A 17,093-nucleotide genomic window follows, 5' to 3' on the forward strand; every position below is an offset into this window, starting at 1 on the left:
GGCGCCCTCGCTATTTCAGGCCCGCGGCATCCATGCCGCGCAACTCCTTCTTCAGATCGGCGATCTCGTCGCGCAGCCGCCCGGCGAGTTCGAACTGCAGATCACGGGCGGCGTTCATCATCTGATCGGTCAATTCCTTGACCAGGTCGGCCAATTCCGCCCTCGGCATCGACTTCGTGTCGCGGCCCTCGTACACACCGGCGCTGACCGACCGCCCCGCCTCGCCCTGCGCACGACGCCCACGGGTGGCGTTGCGGCCGGAACCGCCGACGTCGACTCCACTGGCGGTGTCCTCGGCTTCCTCGTAGACCTGGTCGAGGATGTCGGCGATCTTCTTCCGCAGCGGCTGCGGATCGACACCCATCTTCTCGTTGTAGGCGATCTGCTTCTCACGACGCCGCTCGGTCTCCTCGATCGCGTGCTGCATCGAGTCGGTGATCTTGTCGGCGTACATGTGCACCTGACCGGAGACGTTTCGAGCCGCACGGCCGATCGTCTGGATGAGGCTCGTCGAACTCCGGAGGAAGCCCTCCTTGTCGGCGTCGAGGATGGCCACCAGCGAGACCTCGGGTAGGTCGAGGCCCTCCCGCAGCAGGTTGATACCCACCAGAACGTCGTACTCCCCCAGCCGCAGCTGCCGGAGCAGCTCGACGCGCCGCAACGTGTCGATGTCCGAGTGCAGGTATCGCACCCGGATACCGAGCTCGAGGAGGTAGTCGGTGAGGTCTTCCGCCATCTTCTTCGTCAACGTGGTGACGAGAACACGCTCGTCGCGGTCCGCGCGTTCACGGATCTCGTGCACCAGGTCGTCGATCTGTCCCTTGGTCGGTTTGACGACCACCTCGGGATCGACGAGCCCGGTCGGGCGGATGACCTGCTCGACGAACTCGCCGCCGGCCTGCCCCAGCTCGTACTTGCCGGGTGTGGCCGACAGATACACCGTCTGCCCGATGCGCTGGGTGAACTCCTCCCACGTCAGCGGGCGGTTGTCGGTGGCGGACGGCAACCGGAAACCGAACTCGACCAGGTTCCGCTTGCGCGACATGTCGCCCTCGTACATCGCACCGATCTGCGGGACCGTCACGTGCGACTCGTCGATGACGAGGAGGAAATCCTCCGGGAAGTAGTCGATCAGCGTTGCGGGCGCCGTGCCCGGTCCACGACCGTCGATGTGCCGCGAGTAGTTCTCGATGCCGGAGCAGAACCCGACCTGTTTGATCATCTCGAGGTCGTACTGGGTGCGCATCCGGAGCCGCTGCGCCTCGAGCAGCTTGCCCTTGTTCTCGAGGTCGGCGAGCCGCTCCTCGAGTTCGGCTTCGATGTCTTTGACGGCACGTTCCATCCGCTCCGGACCGGCGACGTAGTGCGTGGCCGGGAAGATGCGCACCGAGTCGACCTTCCGCACGACGTCCCCGGTGAGTGGGTGCAGGTAGTAGAGAGCCTCGATCTCGTCGCCGAAGAACTCGATTCGCACCGCCAGTTCCTCGTACGAGGGAATGATCTCGACCGTGTCGCCGCGCACCCGGAAGGACCCGCGGGTGAACGCCAGGTCGTTGCGGGTGTACTGCACGTCGACCAGCAACCTCAGGAGGGCGTCGCGCGGCACCTCCACACCGACCTCGAGCTGCACCGAGCGGTCGAGGTAGGACTGCGGAGTGCCGAGGCCGTAGATGCACGACACGGACGCCACCACGACCACGTCCCGCCGCGAGAGCAGGCTCGACGTCGCGGAGTGCCGCAAACGCTCGACGTCGTCGTTGATCGACGAGTCCTTCTCGATGTAGGTGTCGGTCTGCGCGATGTACGCCTCGGGCTGGTAGTAGTCGTAGTACGAGACGAAATACTCGACGGAGTTGTTCGGCAGCATGTCGCGCAACTCGTTGGCCAACTGCGCGGCGAGCGTCTTGTTGGGCGCCATCACCAGCGTGGGTCGCTGCACCTTCTCGATCAGCCACGCCGTGGTCGCCGACTTACCCGTACCGGTGGCGCCGAGCAGGACCACGTCTTTCTCACCCGCGTTGATGCGCCGTTCCAGATCCGCGATCGCAGTCGGCTGGTCGCCGGCCGGTTTGTGGTCGCTGACGACCTCGAAACGCGCCTCCGACCGCTCGATCTCCCCGATGGGACGGAACTCGGAATGTGCCACCACGGGGTGCTCGGATGCAAACGCCATGCAACCAGGGTAGGCCGAGGTGCCGACAAACTTCCCGCGCGATCTCCACCGGCTGAAAAACGCGGTAGGTTCCGTGCCATGGCAGGCGCGAGCACCGACATCCACCCACCGAAGGTCGAATACTTCGACCTCCGCGATCACACCAACACCGACCCCAAGGGTTTCGTCCGTCACGTCGACCACTACCGCGTCGAGCCGTGGGGGCTGTACATGGCACGCACCGCGGACCACCGGCAGTTCCACTACCTGGAGTCGTGGTTGCTTCCCGACCTGGGGCTGCGCGCGTCGATCTTCCACTACCACCCGTACCACCAGCGCGATCAGGACCACTACGTCGACGTCGGCACCTTCACCCGGGGCGAGAACGTGTGGAAGTCGGAGGATCACTACCTGGATCTGGTCATCCGCACCGGCCGGGACACCGAACTCCTCGACGTCGACGAACTGATGGAGGCGCACCGCACCGGCCTGCTCGACGCCGCGACGGCCGAGCAGGCGATCCTCACCGCCACCACGGCGATCGACGGAATCGCCGCACACGGCCACGACCTCGGCGGATGGCTGGCCTCGATCGGCATGCCGATCGACTGGCGGTGACCTATGCGCTCCAGCCGGTCTGCTCGGCCCACTGCCACGCCCGGTGATACGCGCGGTCGAACCACGGCGTCTTCGCGTCGACGTAGGCGGTGATCGCGTCCTGGTAGTCGGCGTGACCGGCCGCCTTCTCCGCCGCGGCCTCCTTGACCGCGAGATACTCGGCGCGCGCATCGGTGTCCGCGCGGAGCCAGTCCCGGAACACGAGCGCGAACTGCTGCCCGGGCCACCCGTCGACCCGGAGGTGGATGTTCACGGGCCGCCCCGGATCGGCGCCGCCGTGGATTCGTTTGCCCCACAGCGCCGGATCGGTCTCGCCGCCCTGGTATGCGGGCTTCGGGTCGTCGGCGGTGATGTGCTCGATACGGGGGAACCCGGCGGCGGCGAGTGATTCCGCGAGTTCGTCCGCGACCTCGAGGTTCGCCACCGTCACCTGGACGTCGATGACGTCCTTGGCAGGCAGCCCCTCCACGGCCGTCGACCCGATGTGGTCGATCCGGACGGCACGGTCGCCGCACACCAGCCGCAACCGGGCGATCAGCCGGTCGGCCTGGGCCGGCCACTGCGGATTCGGCGAGGCGAGTTCGGGCAGCACCCGCACGACGGTCCGCGTGCGGATGTTGGACTCGAACGGCACCAGACGCTCGGCCCACAACGCCCGGACCTCCGGCTCGAGCGCGCCCGGGGCGCCGCTGTTGTCGAGCCGAACGTCGGCCGCCGCCCGCCGCTGATCGTCGTCCGCCTGAGCGGCGATCCGTGCACGCGCGTCGGACTCGGACATTCCCCGCGATCCGACGAGCCGCCGCACCCGGTCCTCGGCATCGACGAACACGACGACGACCAGATGGAACGCGGCCCCCATTCCACCCTCGACCAGCAACGGAATGTCCTGAACGAGCACCGCGTCCTCCGGCGCCGACTCGATCGTCTCGGTGGTACGCGCCCCGACCAGCGGGTGGACGATTGAATTCAGCGCCAGCCGCGATTCTTCGTCGGCGAAGGCGCGCGCTGCCAGGGCGGGCCGGTCGAGCGCGCCGTCCGCCGTCAGGATCTCCTCGCCGAACCGGTCGACGAGAGCAGCGAGGCCTTGCGTTCCGGGTTCGACGACCTCCCGCGCGATCAGATCGGCGTCGACGATCACCGCCCCGAGTTCGGCGAGGACCTTCGACACGGTGGACTTACCGGCTCCTATGCCTCCAGTGAGGCCGATTCTCAACACGCCCCCAGTGTCGCACCTGCCCCGGAGCGACGACCCACGTCCCTCGCCGATCTCCACTCACTTCCCGCTCAGCAGACTCACCTGCCCCAAATACCACAGAAGGCCGACACGTTCGGTTATGTTCGAGCGAACGCACCGACCTGCACCTTCTCGAAGAAGAGGAACGCCATGCGCGATCACCGCAACCAGTTCGGTCGGCACCGCCTCGGCATGGCAGGCGGGGTGCATTGCATCGAGATTCCCGAGGTAGCCTCCGCGCTCGCCGAGCATCGCCGGACCTGGCTCACCGCCCTCATCAGCCAGGGCAGGCACAGCTTCGCGACGATGCGCAAGCGCACCGAGGTGCAGTCCTCGTCCGGCTACTGGATTCCCGCAACCGCGAACTGACGCACCCCCGCACTGTGGCCCGACCTCCGAAGAGGTTGGGCCACAGTCGTATTCAGATCCTTGAAACAACACGGGTCCTGACACGACGAAACCCCGCCCCTGCAGTGCAGGAGCGGGGTTGTCGACTGTGCCTGACGAGTCAGGCGGACTTGCTAGGCGTTGCCCGACAGCTTCTCGCGCAGAGCGGCGAGCTGTGCGTCGCTGGCCAGCGATCCACCGGCCGACTCGGACGACGAGGAGCTGGAGGACGAAGCGGCGTCGGCGTCGCCGGCACCCGACTCGGAGGAGTAGCCGGCAGCAGCAGTGGCAGCCTCGGCGGCCTCGTCTGCAGCGGTCTTCTCCATCTGAGCGGTGTGCATCTTGTGACGACGCTCAGCCTCGGCGTAGCGGTTCTCCCACTCTTCCCGCTGCTTGTCGAAGCCCTCGAGCCATTCGTTGGTCTCGGGATCGAAGCCCTCGGGGAAGATGTAGTTGCCCTGCTCGTCGTAGCTGTCCGCCATGCCGTACTTGGACGGATCGAACTCGGCGTTGTAGTCCTCGTTGGCCTGCTTCAGCGACAGCGAGATGCGACGACGTTCGAGGTCGATGTCGATGACCTTGACGAGTGCGTCGTCGTTGACACCGACGACCTGGTCCGGGACCTCCACGTGGCGCTCGGCCAGCTCGGAGATGTGGACGAGGCCTTCGATTCCCTCTTCGACGCGCACGAAGGCACCGAACGGAACCAGCTTCGTGACCTTGCCGGGCACGATCTGGCCGATGGCGTGCGTGCGGGCGAACTGACGCCACGGGTCTTCCTGCGTGGCCTTGAGCGAGAGGGAGACGCGCTCGCGGTCCAGGTCGACGTCGAGAACCTCGACCGTGACCTCGGTGCCGACCTCGACAACCTCGGACGGGTGGTCGATGTGCTTCCAGGACAGCTCGGACACGTGCACCAGGCCGTCGACGCCGCCCAGGTCCACGAAGGCACCGAAGTTGACGATGGAGGACACGACGCCCTTGCGGACCTGGCCCTTCTGCAGCTGGTGCAGGAACTCGCTGCGAACCTCGGACTGCGTCTGCTCGAGCCATGCGCGGCGCGAGAGGACGACGTTGTTGCGGTTCTTGTCGAGCTCGATGATCTTGGCCTCGATCTCCTTGCCGACGTACGGCTGGAGGTCGCGGACACGGCGCATCTCGACGAGCGAAGCGGGAAGGAAGCCACGCAGGCCGATGTCGAGGATCAGGCCGCCCTTGACGACCTCGATGACGGTGCCCTTGACGGCCTCGTCCTTCTCCTTGAGCTCCTCGATGGTGCCCCAGGCACGCTCGTACTGAGCGCGCTTCTTCGACAGGATCAGTCGGCCTTCCTTGTCCTCCTTGGTGAGGACGAGAGCTTCGACCTCATCGCCCACGGAGACGACCTCGTTGGGGTCGACGTCGTGCTTGATGGAGAGCTCACGGGAAGGGATGACGCCTTCGGTCTTGTAACCGATGTCGAGCAGGACCTCGTCGCGATCGACCTTGACGATGGTGCCTTCGACGATGTCGCCATCGTTGAAGTACTTGATCGTTGCGTCGATGGCGGCGAGGAAGTCCTCGGCGGAGCCGATGTCGTTGACGGCTACCTGCGGCGAGGTCACGGTGGTGGAGGGCATGTGTTGAGTTGCTCCGGACGGGTTGTGGTCGGTTGATGGTGTTCTGTCGGACAAGCAACCTGAACCGACGGAACATTCCCGCCGACATCAGATCACCGCAAGCGCAATGAACGACACCCGACTGGAACCGAACGAACTCGAACTGAACCGATCCGATGCCGCACACATAGACACTCGCGTGGAATAGGCTACGCGCCCCTGGGCAAGCTGGGCAAACCCGGGCACCGTCCCACGTTCTAGTCTGTTGCCCATGTCCGATCCGCGCCCGCCCGATTCTCCCCTCTCCCCCGAAGACGACCGCCACGGCACCGCCAACAGCGTCCTCGGAACGTCGGGAGTGAGCCGCGTCCGCGTCGATTCCGAGTCCAGCGAACGCGCGAGCCGGGCTTGGTGGGACGCCGACGCGGACGACTACCACCGCACGCACGGCGAGTTCCTCGGCGTCGACTCGACCCGGGGTGAGTTCGTGTGGTGCCCGGAGGGGCTCCACGAGGGTGACTACCACCTCCTCGGGGACGTCGCGGGCAAGGACGTCCTCGAGGTCGGCTGCGGCTCCGCACCCTGTGCTCGGTGGCTCGCCGGCCAGGGCGCCCGCGTCGTCGGGCTCGATCTGTCCATGTCGATGCTGACCCGCGGCGTCGAGGCCATGCGGGCGGGCGGCCCGGCGGTGCCGCTCGTACATGCGGGGGCCGAGCACCTCCCCTTCGCCGACGCGAGCTTCGACCTCGCGTGTTCGGCTTTCGGCGCAGTTCCGTTCGTGGCGGACTCACAACAGGTCATGAGTGAGGTCGCCCGGGTCCTTCGGCCCGGCGGGCTGTGGGTGTTCGCCGTCAACCACCCGATCCGATGGATCTTCCCGGACGACCCGGGACCGCGCGGGCTGACCGCCTCGCTCCCCTACTTCGACCGCACGCCGTACGTGGAGGTCGACGGCGACGGCGTCCCCACCTACGTCGAGCACCACCGGACCATCGGCGACCGGGTCCGCGAGATCGTCGCGGCCGGGCTGGAGGTGCGCGACATCATCGAGCCGGAGTGGCCCGAATGGCTCGACCGCGAATGGGGGCAGTGGAGCCCGCTGCGCGGGCAGATCTTCCCCGGCACCGCCATCTTCAGCTGCCGCAAACCCGTAAGTACTTGTTAACCGCCCGCGGTTGACAAGTACTCACGGGGCCGAAGGCCACTACAGCAGCTTCGACAGGAACGCCTTGGTGCGGTCGTGCTGGGGATTGGCCAGCAATTCCCGGGGATTACCGGACTCGACGACGACGCCCGCGTCCATGAACACCAACTGGTCGGCCACCTCGCGGGCAAAGCCCATCTCGTGGGTGACGACGACCATGGTCATGCCGCCTGCCGCGAGATCCTTCATCACGGTGAGCACCTCCCCCACCAACTCCGGGTCGAGGGCGGACGTCGGCTCGTCGAACAGCATCAGCTTGGGATCCATCGCCAGCGCGCGGGCGATGGCGACGCGCTGCTGCTGTCCGCCCGACAGTTGCGCGGGATACGCGTCCGCCTTCTCGCTCAGGCCCACCTGGTCGAGGAGATCCCGGGCCCGTTCGAGCGCCTTCTTCTTGCTCAGCTTCTTCACCTGGATGGGTGCCTCGATGATGTTCTCGAGGGCCGTCCGGTGCGGGAAGAGGTTGAAGTGCTGGAAGACCATCCCGATGTCGCGGCGCTGTTTCGCCGCCGCCCGGGGGTGGAGTTCGTAGAGCTTGCCGCCCCGCTCGGAGTACCCGACGATCTCGCCGTCGACGTACAGCCGGCCGGCGTTGACCTGCTCGAGGTGATTGATGCACCGCAGGAACGTCGACTTCCCGGAGCCGGACGGACCGACCAGGCACAGGACCTGGCCGGCGCCGATCTCCAGGGAGACACCTTTGAGTACTTTCAGCGCCCCGAAGTTCTTGCAGACCCGGTCCGCCTTGACCATCGGCGTCATCGTCGTTCCCCTCCGGGTGTGTCGGGCAGGGTCTCGGGGCCGGGTTCGATCACCAGCGGCTTGCCCTGCGCGTCGGCGAGCGCCTGCAGTTGCCGCGGCGTGAGCTTGCGGGACGCCCCCTTCGAGTAATACCGCTCCAGGTAGAACTGGCCGATCATGAGCAGACTGGTGATGGCGAGGTACCAGGTGGCGGCCACCATCAGCAGCGGGATGGGCTGGAAGTTCGCGCCCGAGATGTCTCTGGCACGTCCGTACAACTCCAGGCTGTACGGCACCGCCGTGACCAGCGACGTCGTCTTCAGCATGCTGATCAGCTCGTTGCCGGTGGGCGGGATGATCACCCGCATGGCCTGCGGCAGAACCGTGCGACGCATGGTCTGCGACCACGTCATGCCGAGCGCCACCGACGCCTCGGACTGCCCCTCGGCGACCGAGTTCACGCCGGCGCGGACGATCTCGGCCATGTACGCGGCCTCGTTGAGTCCCAGGCCGATCACCGCGAACAGGAATGCCGCGTTGATTCCCTGCAGGTCGATGTGCACGAACTGGTGGACGAAGGGGATTCCCAGATCCAGTTGCTTGTAGATCGACGGGAACAGTCCCCAGAACACCAACTGCACGTAGACCGGGGTGCCGCGGAAGATCCACAGGTACCCCCACGACGCCGCCTTCAGCACCGGGTTCGGCGACAGCCGCATGACGGCGAGCACGACGCCGAGCACGATGGCGATGGCCATCGACAGGATCGTCAGCTGGATGGTGTTCCATGCGGCGGCCGAAATCCGGGCGTCGAACAGATACTGGGCGTAGACGTCCCACCGGTACGCCTCGTTGGTGCGCGCACCGTTGACGAACAGCGCCAGCAGCAGGCCGACGACGATCGCGGCGATCCACCGGCCCGGCCGCCGCAGCGGGATCGCCTTGATGGGTTCCGGTTCCTGCCCCGTCTCGGTGCCCGGCCGGTCCGGAGCCTTCTCCACGTCAGACACTCGTCAACCGCTCAGCTCGTGGCGCCGTTGATCTGGGACGTGGTGATGACGCCCGCCTCGACTCCCCAGTTCTCCGCGATCGTCCGGTAGGTGCCGTCGTCGATGAGGTGTTGCAGCGCCTGCTGGAGGGTCTGCGCGAGCGGCGAGCCCTTCGCGACGGGCCAGCCGTACGGCGCGGCGTCGAAGACCTCGCCCGCGGCCTCGATCTTGCCGTCACTCTGCTTGATCGCGTACGCGGTGACGGGCGAGTCGGCGGACATCGCGTCGACCTTGCCGAGGGCGACGGCGTTGGCGGCGTCGTCCTGGCTGTCGAACTTCACGATCTCGATGGGCGGCTTACCGGCGGCGACGCACGCCGCACTCTTGGCGGGCACCTCCTCGAGGTCCTCGATGGTGGTGGTCTGCACGCCCACCCGCAGGCCGCACGCGTTGGTGGGGTCGACGGACTTCCCGGCGGGCTGCGCCCACTGCACTCCGGCGCTGAAGTATGTGGTGAAGTCGACCGACTGCTCGCGTTCCTTGGTGTCGGTGAACGACGACATACCCATGTCGTAGCTGCCGGCCTGGATCGACGGGATGATCTTGTCGAAGTCCGCTTCCGTGTACTCCGGTGTCACGCCGAGGACCTTGCCCACGGCGTCCACGAGGTCGACGTCGAAGCCGACGATCTTGCCGCTCGGGTCCTTGAACTCGTTGGGCGAGTAGGGAATGTTCACGCCGACGATGATCTTGCCGGACGAGGCGATCTTCTCCGGCAGTGTCGCCGCGATGGCATCCACCTTGTCGACTTCCACGGCGACGGTGTCTTCTCCGGACGGCGAGCCGCCGCCCTCGGTGTTGCTGGCACAGCCGGCGAGCAGCAGAGCACTGCCACCCGCCAGCGCACAGATGGTGCGGGCCACTCGGCCTCGCGCGAAGACGGATCGACCAGACACTGGCATGTCCTCCAAGAATCGTGGTGCACCGAGCGAGCTACGGCGACGGAGAACTCTCGAACTCCGAATAGTCGAACGGTAGGTCACGACACCCGCAACTGCGGACGTCGTTACCGAACATTAACGGCCTGACCCGGCCCGTGGCGGCGGTTTCAGCGACGCAGTGTCCGGGCGAGGACGGTCTCGGCGAACTCGCTGGTCGACGCGAGTCCACCCAGGTCAGCCGTGGCGACTCCGGAGGCGATCGTCGCACGGACCGCGTCGCGGATACGGTGGGCCGCGCCGCCGAGTTGCCGGTCGGCGCGGCGGTCCCCCAGCCACTCGAGCATCATCGCGGCCGACAGCATCAGGGCCGTCGGATTGGCCCGGTTGCGGCCCGCGAGGCCGGGGGCCGCTCCGTGCGCCGCCTGCGCCATCACCTGGGTCTCGGAAGTGTTGATCGACGGGGCCGTGCCGAGCGATCCGGACAGCTCGCCCGTCAGGTCCGACAGGATGTCGCCGAACATGTTCTCCGTCACGACGACGTCGAAGTCGCGCCCCCGGCGGACGAGGTGCGCCGTCATGGCGTCGACGTGCTCGTCGTCGATCCGGACGTCCGGGTAGTCGCGCTCCCCCACCTCCCGGCACACGTCGCGGAACAGTCCGGTGGTCATCGACAGCACGTTGGCCTTGTGCACGATCGTGACGTGGCGACTCCGCGTGCGTGCCAGCGCGAATGCGGTGTGCGCGATGCGCTCACACGCCTGCCTCGTCACGACGCCGACGGCCAGCGCCACGTCGGGAGTGGGCATGAACTCGCCGCTGCCGGCGAACATGTTGCGGTCCGCGTACAGGCCTTCGGTGTTCTCCCGGACGATCACGAGATCCATGTCCGGCACCGTCGCGGCGACGCCCTCGAGCGAGCGCGCGGGGCGGAGGTTGGCGAAGAGGCCGAAACGTTTGCGCACCACCCCGCCCGGGGTCAGCCTGCCGCGGAACGGCTCCGGGTAGGCAGCGCTGTCGTGCGGACCGAGGATCCAGGCGTCGAGTTCGTCCAGCGCGGCGAGCGTGGAATCGGGGATCGGCGTTCCGTGCGACTCGATGGCACCCAGGCCGAGCGGCAGTTCCACCCAGTCGACGTCGCCGCCCCCGGCCGCGGCCACCGCGGCCGAGACCACCCGCCGGGTCGCCGGAACGATCTCGTGACCGATGCCGTCGCCGAGGAGCACCCCGATCCGGGTACCGGAAATGTTTGCCGTAGCACCGCTCATGAGGCCATCATTGCCTACCATGGTCCAGTCGGTGGAACTGCTGTTCGACGAAGCGACCGACGTTGCCGTGCGCGCCGAGTGGCAACGCCTGTGGGATGCGGGGATGCCCAGCCGCACCCGGGTTCGCGCCGAATCGAATCGGCCCCACATCACCCTGTTCGTGGCACGCCACATCCCTCCCGAGATCGACGAACTGCTGGGCCGCCGGATCGCGACGCCCTCGTTCCACGTCCGGCTGGGCGGGCTCGTGATGTTCGGCGGCAGGCACGTCACGCTGTCCCGGCTGGTGGTGCCGTCGAAGGCCCTGCTGTCTCTGCACCGCAGCGTGTTCGATCTCGCCGAGCACGCCACGGAGGTCACTCCGCACATCCGCCCGGGCGAGTGGACGCCCCACGTGACCCTCGCGCGGCGACTGCCCGCGGATCAGATCCCGGAGGCCGCGCGGTTGCTCGACGGCGGCGACATCGTCGGCCGGGCCTCGGTGGTGCGGCGATGGGACGGGGACGCCAAACGCGAGTGGGTGGTCACGGCACCTCCGTGATCACGGTGTGTGCGCGGCGGTCGTCGCGGCGGCCTTGCGCGAGGACCGTTGGGTGACGACGATTCCCGCGATCACCGCGAGCGCCCCGACCGGCTGGTTCCACGAGATGCGCTCGTCGAGTGCGACCGCGCCGAGTGCGACGCCGACCACCGGGGTCAGGTAGGTAACGGTGGACGCCGCGGTGGGCCCCCAGCCTCGCACCACGTTCGTGTTCCACACGAACGCCAGTCCCGTGCCGAACGCCCCGAGCCCGATCATCGACGCGACGATCGCGGGGGTCAGGTGCATCGGCGTGCTCGCGGCCCACGGTGTGGCGAGCACCATGGCAGCCGCGGCGATCGACACCTGCATGAACGCGATGGTCGGCGTACTCACCCCGCGCGGGAGGACGAACCGCCTCAGGTAGACCAGTGCCACGCCGTAGGACGCGGTGGCGCCGAGGCACGCGAGTTGGGCGGGCACGCTGCCGAGAATCCCCGACTGCCACGGCGCCAGCACGACGACCACACCGCCGAATCCGAGCAGGAGACCGAACAGCTTTGCGTCCGTGAGCTTCTCCCCCGGCAGGAACGCCAGGGCCACCGACATCGTCATCAGCGGTGTGGTGGCGTTGTAGATGCTGGCCAGGCCCGAACTGATGCTCTGCTCGGCCCAGCTGAACAGCAGCCACGGAAGCAGGCACTGCGCGACGGCCAGCACCGACAGGTGCGCCCAGGTCGCCGCTGCGCGCGGCAGCCGCGTCCGGGTGATTCCGAGGACGGCGCCGAGGGTCACCGCCCCGAACACCAGTCGCCACAGCACGACCTGGGTGAAGGACAGGCCCTCGAGGCCGACCTTGATGAACAGGAAACTCGCGCCCCAGGCGAGCGCCGTGCCCGCGTACTGGACCGCCGGATTACCCCTCAAAACCGAAAGTCTCCGTGCTGGATGACTTCGTTGTGGGTGTCGGGCGTGCGGCCGGCGAGCGCCAGCGCGTCGAGCGCCAGGAACACGAGGAGTACCACGACCAGGATTGTCATGCCTCCAGCCTGGTTCCCTCGGCCTCCGAGCAAAAGTGGCAGAAACGACATAGTTGATCGTTTTCCTGCCATACTGGATTCGTGCTGAACAAGGTCGTCGTGCCCCTCATGCCGCTCACCGAAGCGTTCGAGCTCGGCGTCGCCTGCGAGGTGTTCGGGTTCGACCGATCCGACGACGGCCTGCCCACCTACGACTTCTCCCTCGTCGCCGGCTCACCGGAACCCATCCGCACCCGATTCGGGTACGGCATCGACGTCCCGTACGACCTCGACCGCCTCGACGACGCCGATCTCATCGTCGTTCCCGCGGGCGGCACCTACGCCGAGGAGGACGGCTCCTACCTGTGCGCGAGGGAGCCCGCCCCGCACCTGGATCCTCTCCTCGACAAACTCCGGGCCGCGGTGGACCGCGGCGCCAAGGTCGCCAGCCTGTGCAGCGGTGCGTTCGTGCTCGGGGCGGCGGGACTGCTGGACCGACGCAAGTGCACCACCCACTGGCGGCACGCCCGGCGGCTCGCCGAACTCCATCCGGCGGCCACCGTCGACCCGAACGTCCTGTACGTCGACGACGATCCCGTCCTGACCAGCGCGGGCACCGCCGCCGGCATCGACCTGTGCCTGCACATCGTGCGCAAGGAACAGGGCAGCAAGGTGGCGAACGTGATCGCCCGGCGCATGGTCGTCCCGCCGCACCGGGACGGCGGCCAGGCCCAGTACGTGGCGATGCCGCTGCCGTCGACGACGATCGACACCCTCGGGCCGCTGCTCGACTGGATGACCGAACATCTCGCCCTCGACCTCACGGTCACCGCGGTGGCGGCCAAGGCGAATATGTCGCCGCGGACGTTCGCGCGACGGTTCCAGGCCGAGACCGGGACCACCCCGGCCCGCTGGCTCAGCGACCAGCGAGTTCTGGCCGCGCAGCACCTGCTCGAGAACTCGGACCTCTCGGTCGACGTGATCGCCGAACGGGTCGGCTTCGGCGGCGGCGCGGTGCTGCGGCAGCATTTCCTGCGGCTACGCCACACCACCCCGCAGGCATACCGCCGCACGTTCCGCAACACGGAGCGCACCGGCTGAGAAACACGCAGGGAAGAATCGACGGCGACGCGGCGTTGCACAGGCAGACCGTCACCGACCGAAAGGACCCACGTGGCCACCAAGACTCTGACTCAGCAGAACTTCGACGAGACCGTGACCGGCAACGACGTCGTTCTGGTCGACTTCTGGGCATCGTGGTGCGGGCCGTGCCGCTCCTTCGCCCCCACCTTCGAGGCCTCGTCGGAGCAGCACCCCGACGTCGTGCACGCCAAGGTCGACACCGAGGCGGAGCAGGGCATCGCCGCTGCCGCGAACATCCGCTCGATCCCGACCATCATGGCGTTCCGGGAGGGTGTGCTGGTGTTCAGCCAGCCGGGCGCGTTGCCGCCTGCGGCGCTCGAGGATCTGGTCACGCAGGTCAAGGCCCTCGACATGGACGAGGTGCGCAAGCAGATCGCCGAGCAGGCGCCGGCCGAATAGGGCGACCGGCCGCCGCCGCCTAGTGTGCGGCGGCGTCCCAACTGCGGCCGGTGCCGACGGACACGTCCAGCGGCACCGACAGCTCGATGGCCGAGGACATCTTGTCGCGGACCAGCTGTTCGACCTGTTCCCGCTCCGAATCGACGACCTCGAGCACGAGTTCGTCGTGGACCTGGAGCAGCATCCGCGACTTCAGACCCGCCTCGCGCAGTGAGCGCTGCACGTTGATCATCGCGACCTTGATGATGTCGGCGGCCGTGCCCTGGATCGGGGCGTTGAGCGCGGCGCGCTCGGCGACCTCGCGACGCTGACGGTTGTCGCTGGTGAGGTCGGGAAGGTAGCGGCGGCGCCCGTACAGCGTCGACGTGTAGCCGTCCTTGCGGGCCTGTTCCACGACCTCGTGCAGGTAGTCGCGAACCCCGCCGAACCGGGCGAAGTACGCCTCCATCTGCGATTTGGCCTCTTCGGTCGAGATCTTGAGCTGCGCAGCCAGACCGAACGCGCTCAGCCCGTACGCCAGCCCGTAGGACATCGCCTTCACGCGGCGGCGCAGTTCGGGTGTGACCTCCTCGATCGGCACGCCGAACGCGCGGGCACCGACGAAACTGTGCAGGTCTTCGCCGGTGTTGAACGCCTCGATCAGCCCCGCGTCGCCGGACACGTGGGCCATGATCCGCATCTCGATCTGGCTGTAGTCGGCGGTGAGCAGGGAGTCGTAGCCCTCGCCGACGACGAAACCGTCCCGGATCTGCCGGCCCGCATCCGTGCGCACCGGGATGTTCTGCAGGTTGGGCTCGGTGGACGACAGCCGGCCGGTGGCCGCGACGGTCTGGTTGAACGTCGTGTGAATGCGGCCGTCCTCGGCGACCGTCTTCAGCAGGCCGTCGACCGTCACCTTCAGCCTCGTCGCGTCGCGGTGCGCGAGCAGGTGCTCGAGGAACGGGTGCGACGTCTTCTCGAACAGATTCTGCAACGCCTCGGCGTCCGTGGTGTACCCGGTCTTCGTCTTCTTCGTCTTGGGCATCTCCAGCTCGTCGAACAGCACGACCTGCAACTGCTTGGGTGACCCGAGGTTGATCTGCTTGCCGATGACCCCGTAGGCCGCCTCCGCCGCCTCGGACACCTCGGCCGCGAACCGGCTCTGCAGGTCGTGCAGGTGGGTGCCGTCGACGGCGATACCGGACGCCTCGATGACGGCCAGCACCTCCAGCAGCGGCAGCTCCATCTCCGACAGCAGAGCCGTCGATTCGATGTTGTCGAGTTCGGTGTCGAGCGCGGCCGCGAGGTCGAGGACGGCGCGGGCGCTGAGAATTTCGGTCTCGGCGGCTTCCGCGTCGACCTGGTCGGCGTCGTCGAGCAGCGACAGCTGCTCCTGGCCGGTCTCCTCCACCCGCAGCTCCCTGCGCAGGTACCGCAACGACAGGTCGTCGAGGTTGAACGTCCGCTGCCCGGGGCGCACCAGGTAGGCGGCCAGCGCGGTGTCGCTGGTGAGACCGCCGAGCACCCAGCCGCGGCCGCGGAGCGCGTGCATCGCCCACTTGGCCTCGTGCAGCGCCTTCGGCTGCTCCGCGTCCGCGAGCCAGTCGCCGAGTGCCTTCTCGTCCTCCGGGGTGGCGGACGCGGTGGCGATGTACGCGCCCTCGCCGTCGGCGGCCGCGACGGCGATCGCCGTCACGTCGCCGCCGTACGGGGTGCGAGTGCCGACCACCGACACACCGGAACGCTCGCCCGTCGACGCGTGCAACGACAGCCAGTCCGCGACGGCACCCGGTTCGAGCGCACTGCCGCGCACCTCGAAACCCTCCTCCGCCTCGGCTTCGACGGGGGCGAGCGTGGCGAACAGCCGGTCGCGCAGCACCTTGAACTCGAGGTCGTCGAACAGCGCGTGGATCTTCTCCCGGTCCCACTGCGCCAGCATCAGCTGGTCCGGGGTGTACGGCAGGGGGACGTCGCGCACCATCTCGGTCAGCTCACGGTTGAGCAGGACGTTCGGCAGGTTCTCCCGCAACGCGTCTCCGACCTTGCCGCGAACCTTGTCGACGTTGTCGACCAGGCCGACGAGATCGCCGTACTCCTTGATCCACTTGGTGGCGGTCTTCTCCCCCACCCCGGGGATACCCGGCAGGTTGTCGCTCGGGTCGCCGCGCAGCGCCGCGAAGTCGGGGTACTGCGCAGGTGTGAGCCCGTACTTCTCCTCGACCGCCGCCGGCGTGAACCGGGTGAGGTCCGAGACGCCCTTCTTCGGGTAGAGCACCGTCACCCCGTCGGTGACCAGTTGGAGCGAGTCCCGGTCGCCGGTCACCACGAGGACGCGGTAGCCGAGCGCCTCGGCCTGGGTGGTGAGCGTGGCGATGATGTCGTCGGCCTCGAAGCCTTCCTCGGCCATCACCGGGATGCCGAGGGCCCCGAGGACGTCCTTGGTGATCTCGACCTGCCCCTTGAACTCGTCCGGGGCCTTGCTGCGATTGGCCTTGTACTCGGGGAACTTCTCGGCCCGGAACGTCTGCCGCGACACGTCGAACGCCGCCGCCACATGGGTGGGCTGTTCGTCGCGCAGGAGGTTGATCAACATCGACGTGAACCCGTAGACGGCGTTGGTGACCTGACCGCTGTGCGTCTTGAAGTTCTCGGCGGGCAGGGCGTAGAACGCCCGGAAGGCCAGAGAATGGCCGTCGAGCAGCATCAGGGTGGGGCGATCGTCGGACGGCGCGGCTGCGCCGGACGCGGGGGACGTGGTGGACCGGGGGGTGGTTGCAGGGCTCACGGTTGCCCAGTCTAGGGAGCGGATCCGACACCGATCAGCCGGATGCGATACCCAACCGAAACGTGCCGGAAATCCGAGAACCCCATTTCGTGCGACCGGAGCCGTTAGAGTCCGGAAAT

Annotated in this window: 15 protein-coding genes; 6 read left to right on the forward strand and 9 right to left on the reverse strand. The window is 67.6% G+C overall.

Annotation, left to right across the window (positions count from 1 at the left end):
• Positions 1–10: 10 nt before the first annotated feature.
• Entirely contained in the window at positions 11–2,173 is a 2,163-nt protein-coding gene (uvrB, locus tag ROP_RS03395; RefSeq protein ID WP_012687952.1) for an excinuclease ABC subunit UvrB, read from the reverse strand.
• Positions 2,174–2,251: 78 nt separating this feature from the next.
• Between uvrB and ROP_RS03400 the strand changes: the two genes are divergently transcribed.
• Complete coding sequence (locus ROP_RS03400) at positions 2,252–2,770, forward strand: DUF402 domain-containing protein (protein ID WP_012687953.1); 519 nt, start codon at positions 2,252–2,254, stop codon at positions 2,768–2,770.
• A gap of 1 nt (position 2,771) precedes the next feature.
• On the opposite strand, the gene coaE is transcribed toward ROP_RS03400, so the two are convergent.
• Positions 2,772–3,986, reverse strand: coding sequence for a dephospho-CoA kinase (gene coaE / locus ROP_RS03405; RefSeq protein WP_012687954.1), 1,215 nt, complete (start codon positions 3,984–3,986; stop codon positions 2,772–2,774).
• A gap of 168 nt (positions 3,987–4,154) precedes the next feature.
• Here coaE and ROP_RS03410 point away from each other — a divergent pair, with 168 nt between their 5' ends.
• The gene (locus tag ROP_RS03410) at positions 4,155–4,373 is read left to right on the forward strand and encodes a hypothetical protein (RefSeq protein WP_012687955.1); all 219 of its coding nucleotides are present in this window, start codon (positions 4,155–4,157) and stop codon (positions 4,371–4,373) included.
• 152 nt (positions 4,374–4,525) lie between these two features.
• On the opposite strand, the gene rpsA is transcribed toward ROP_RS03410, so the two are convergent.
• On the reverse strand, positions 4,526–6,010 hold the full coding sequence (gene rpsA / locus ROP_RS03415) for a 30S ribosomal protein S1 (protein ID WP_012687956.1): 1,485 nt from the start codon (positions 6,008–6,010) through the stop codon (positions 4,526–4,528).
• 250 nt (positions 6,011–6,260) lie between these two features.
• Here rpsA and ROP_RS03420 point away from each other — a divergent pair, with 250 nt between their 5' ends.
• The gene (locus ROP_RS03420) at positions 6,261–7,154 is read left to right on the forward strand and encodes a class I SAM-dependent methyltransferase (RefSeq protein ID WP_012687957.1); all 894 of its coding nucleotides are present in this window, start codon (positions 6,261–6,263) and stop codon (positions 7,152–7,154) included.
• Between the two features lie 39 nt (positions 7,155–7,193).
• On the opposite strand, the gene ROP_RS03425 is transcribed toward ROP_RS03420, so the two are convergent.
• The 4 genes from ROP_RS03425 to ROP_RS03440 all read right to left on the reverse strand — a co-directional run bounded on the left by ROP_RS03425 (position 7,194) and on the right by ROP_RS03440 (position 11,129).
• Positions 7,194–7,955, reverse strand: a complete 762-nt coding sequence (locus ROP_RS03425; protein WP_012687958.1) for an amino acid ABC transporter ATP-binding protein — start codon at positions 7,953–7,955, stop codon at positions 7,194–7,196.
• Entirely contained in the window at positions 7,952–8,935 is a 984-nt protein-coding gene (locus tag ROP_RS03430; RefSeq protein WP_012687959.1) for an amino acid ABC transporter permease, read from the reverse strand. Before ROP_RS03430 ends, ROP_RS03425 begins: the two co-directional genes overlap by 4 nt.
• A gap of 20 nt (positions 8,936–8,955) precedes the next feature.
• Positions 8,956–9,885: an ABC transporter substrate-binding protein gene (locus tag ROP_RS03435; protein ID WP_012687960.1), complete on the reverse strand. Its 930-nt coding sequence runs from the start codon at positions 9,883–9,885 to the stop codon at positions 8,956–8,958.
• Positions 9,886–10,031: 146 nt separating this feature from the next.
• A complete protein-coding gene (locus tag ROP_RS03440) occupies positions 10,032–11,129 on the reverse strand; it encodes an isocitrate/isopropylmalate dehydrogenase family protein (protein WP_012687961.1) in 1,098 nt (365 codons plus the stop codon).
• Between the two features lie 19 nt (positions 11,130–11,148).
• On the opposite strand from ROP_RS03440, the gene ROP_RS03445 reads away from it, so the two are divergent.
• Positions 11,149–11,670, forward strand: coding sequence for a 2'-5' RNA ligase family protein (locus ROP_RS03445; protein ID WP_012687962.1), 522 nt, complete (start codon positions 11,149–11,151; stop codon positions 11,668–11,670).
• Here the strand turns inward: ROP_RS03445 and ROP_RS03450 are convergent, their stop codons facing one another.
• A complete protein-coding gene (locus ROP_RS03450; protein WP_012687963.1) occupies positions 11,671–12,576 on the reverse strand; it encodes a DMT family transporter in 906 nt (301 codons plus the stop codon).
• Positions 12,577–12,770: 194 nt separating this feature from the next.
• Between ROP_RS03450 and ROP_RS03455 the strand changes: the two genes are divergently transcribed.
• Positions 12,771–13,769, forward strand: a complete 999-nt coding sequence (locus ROP_RS03455) for a helix-turn-helix domain-containing protein (RefSeq protein ID WP_012687964.1) — start codon at positions 12,771–12,773, stop codon at positions 13,767–13,769.
• 72 nt (positions 13,770–13,841) lie between these two features.
• Positions 13,842–14,210 (forward strand): thioredoxin, encoded by a 369-nt coding sequence (gene trxA / locus ROP_RS03460; protein WP_005247443.1) that lies wholly within the window; start codon positions 13,842–13,844, stop codon positions 14,208–14,210.
• Between the two features lie 19 nt (positions 14,211–14,229).
• On the opposite strand, the gene polA is transcribed toward trxA, so the two are convergent.
• On the reverse strand, positions 14,230–16,974 hold the full coding sequence (polA, locus tag ROP_RS03465; protein WP_012687965.1) for a DNA polymerase I: 2,745 nt from the start codon (positions 16,972–16,974) through the stop codon (positions 14,230–14,232).
• Positions 16,975–17,093: the final 119 nt, after the last annotated feature.

Origin of the sequence: Rhodococcus opacus B4, assembly GCF_000010805.1 — a bacterium.
Taxonomy (GTDB): domain Bacteria; phylum Actinomycetota; class Actinomycetes; order Mycobacteriales; family Mycobacteriaceae; genus Rhodococcus_F; species Rhodococcus_F opacus_C.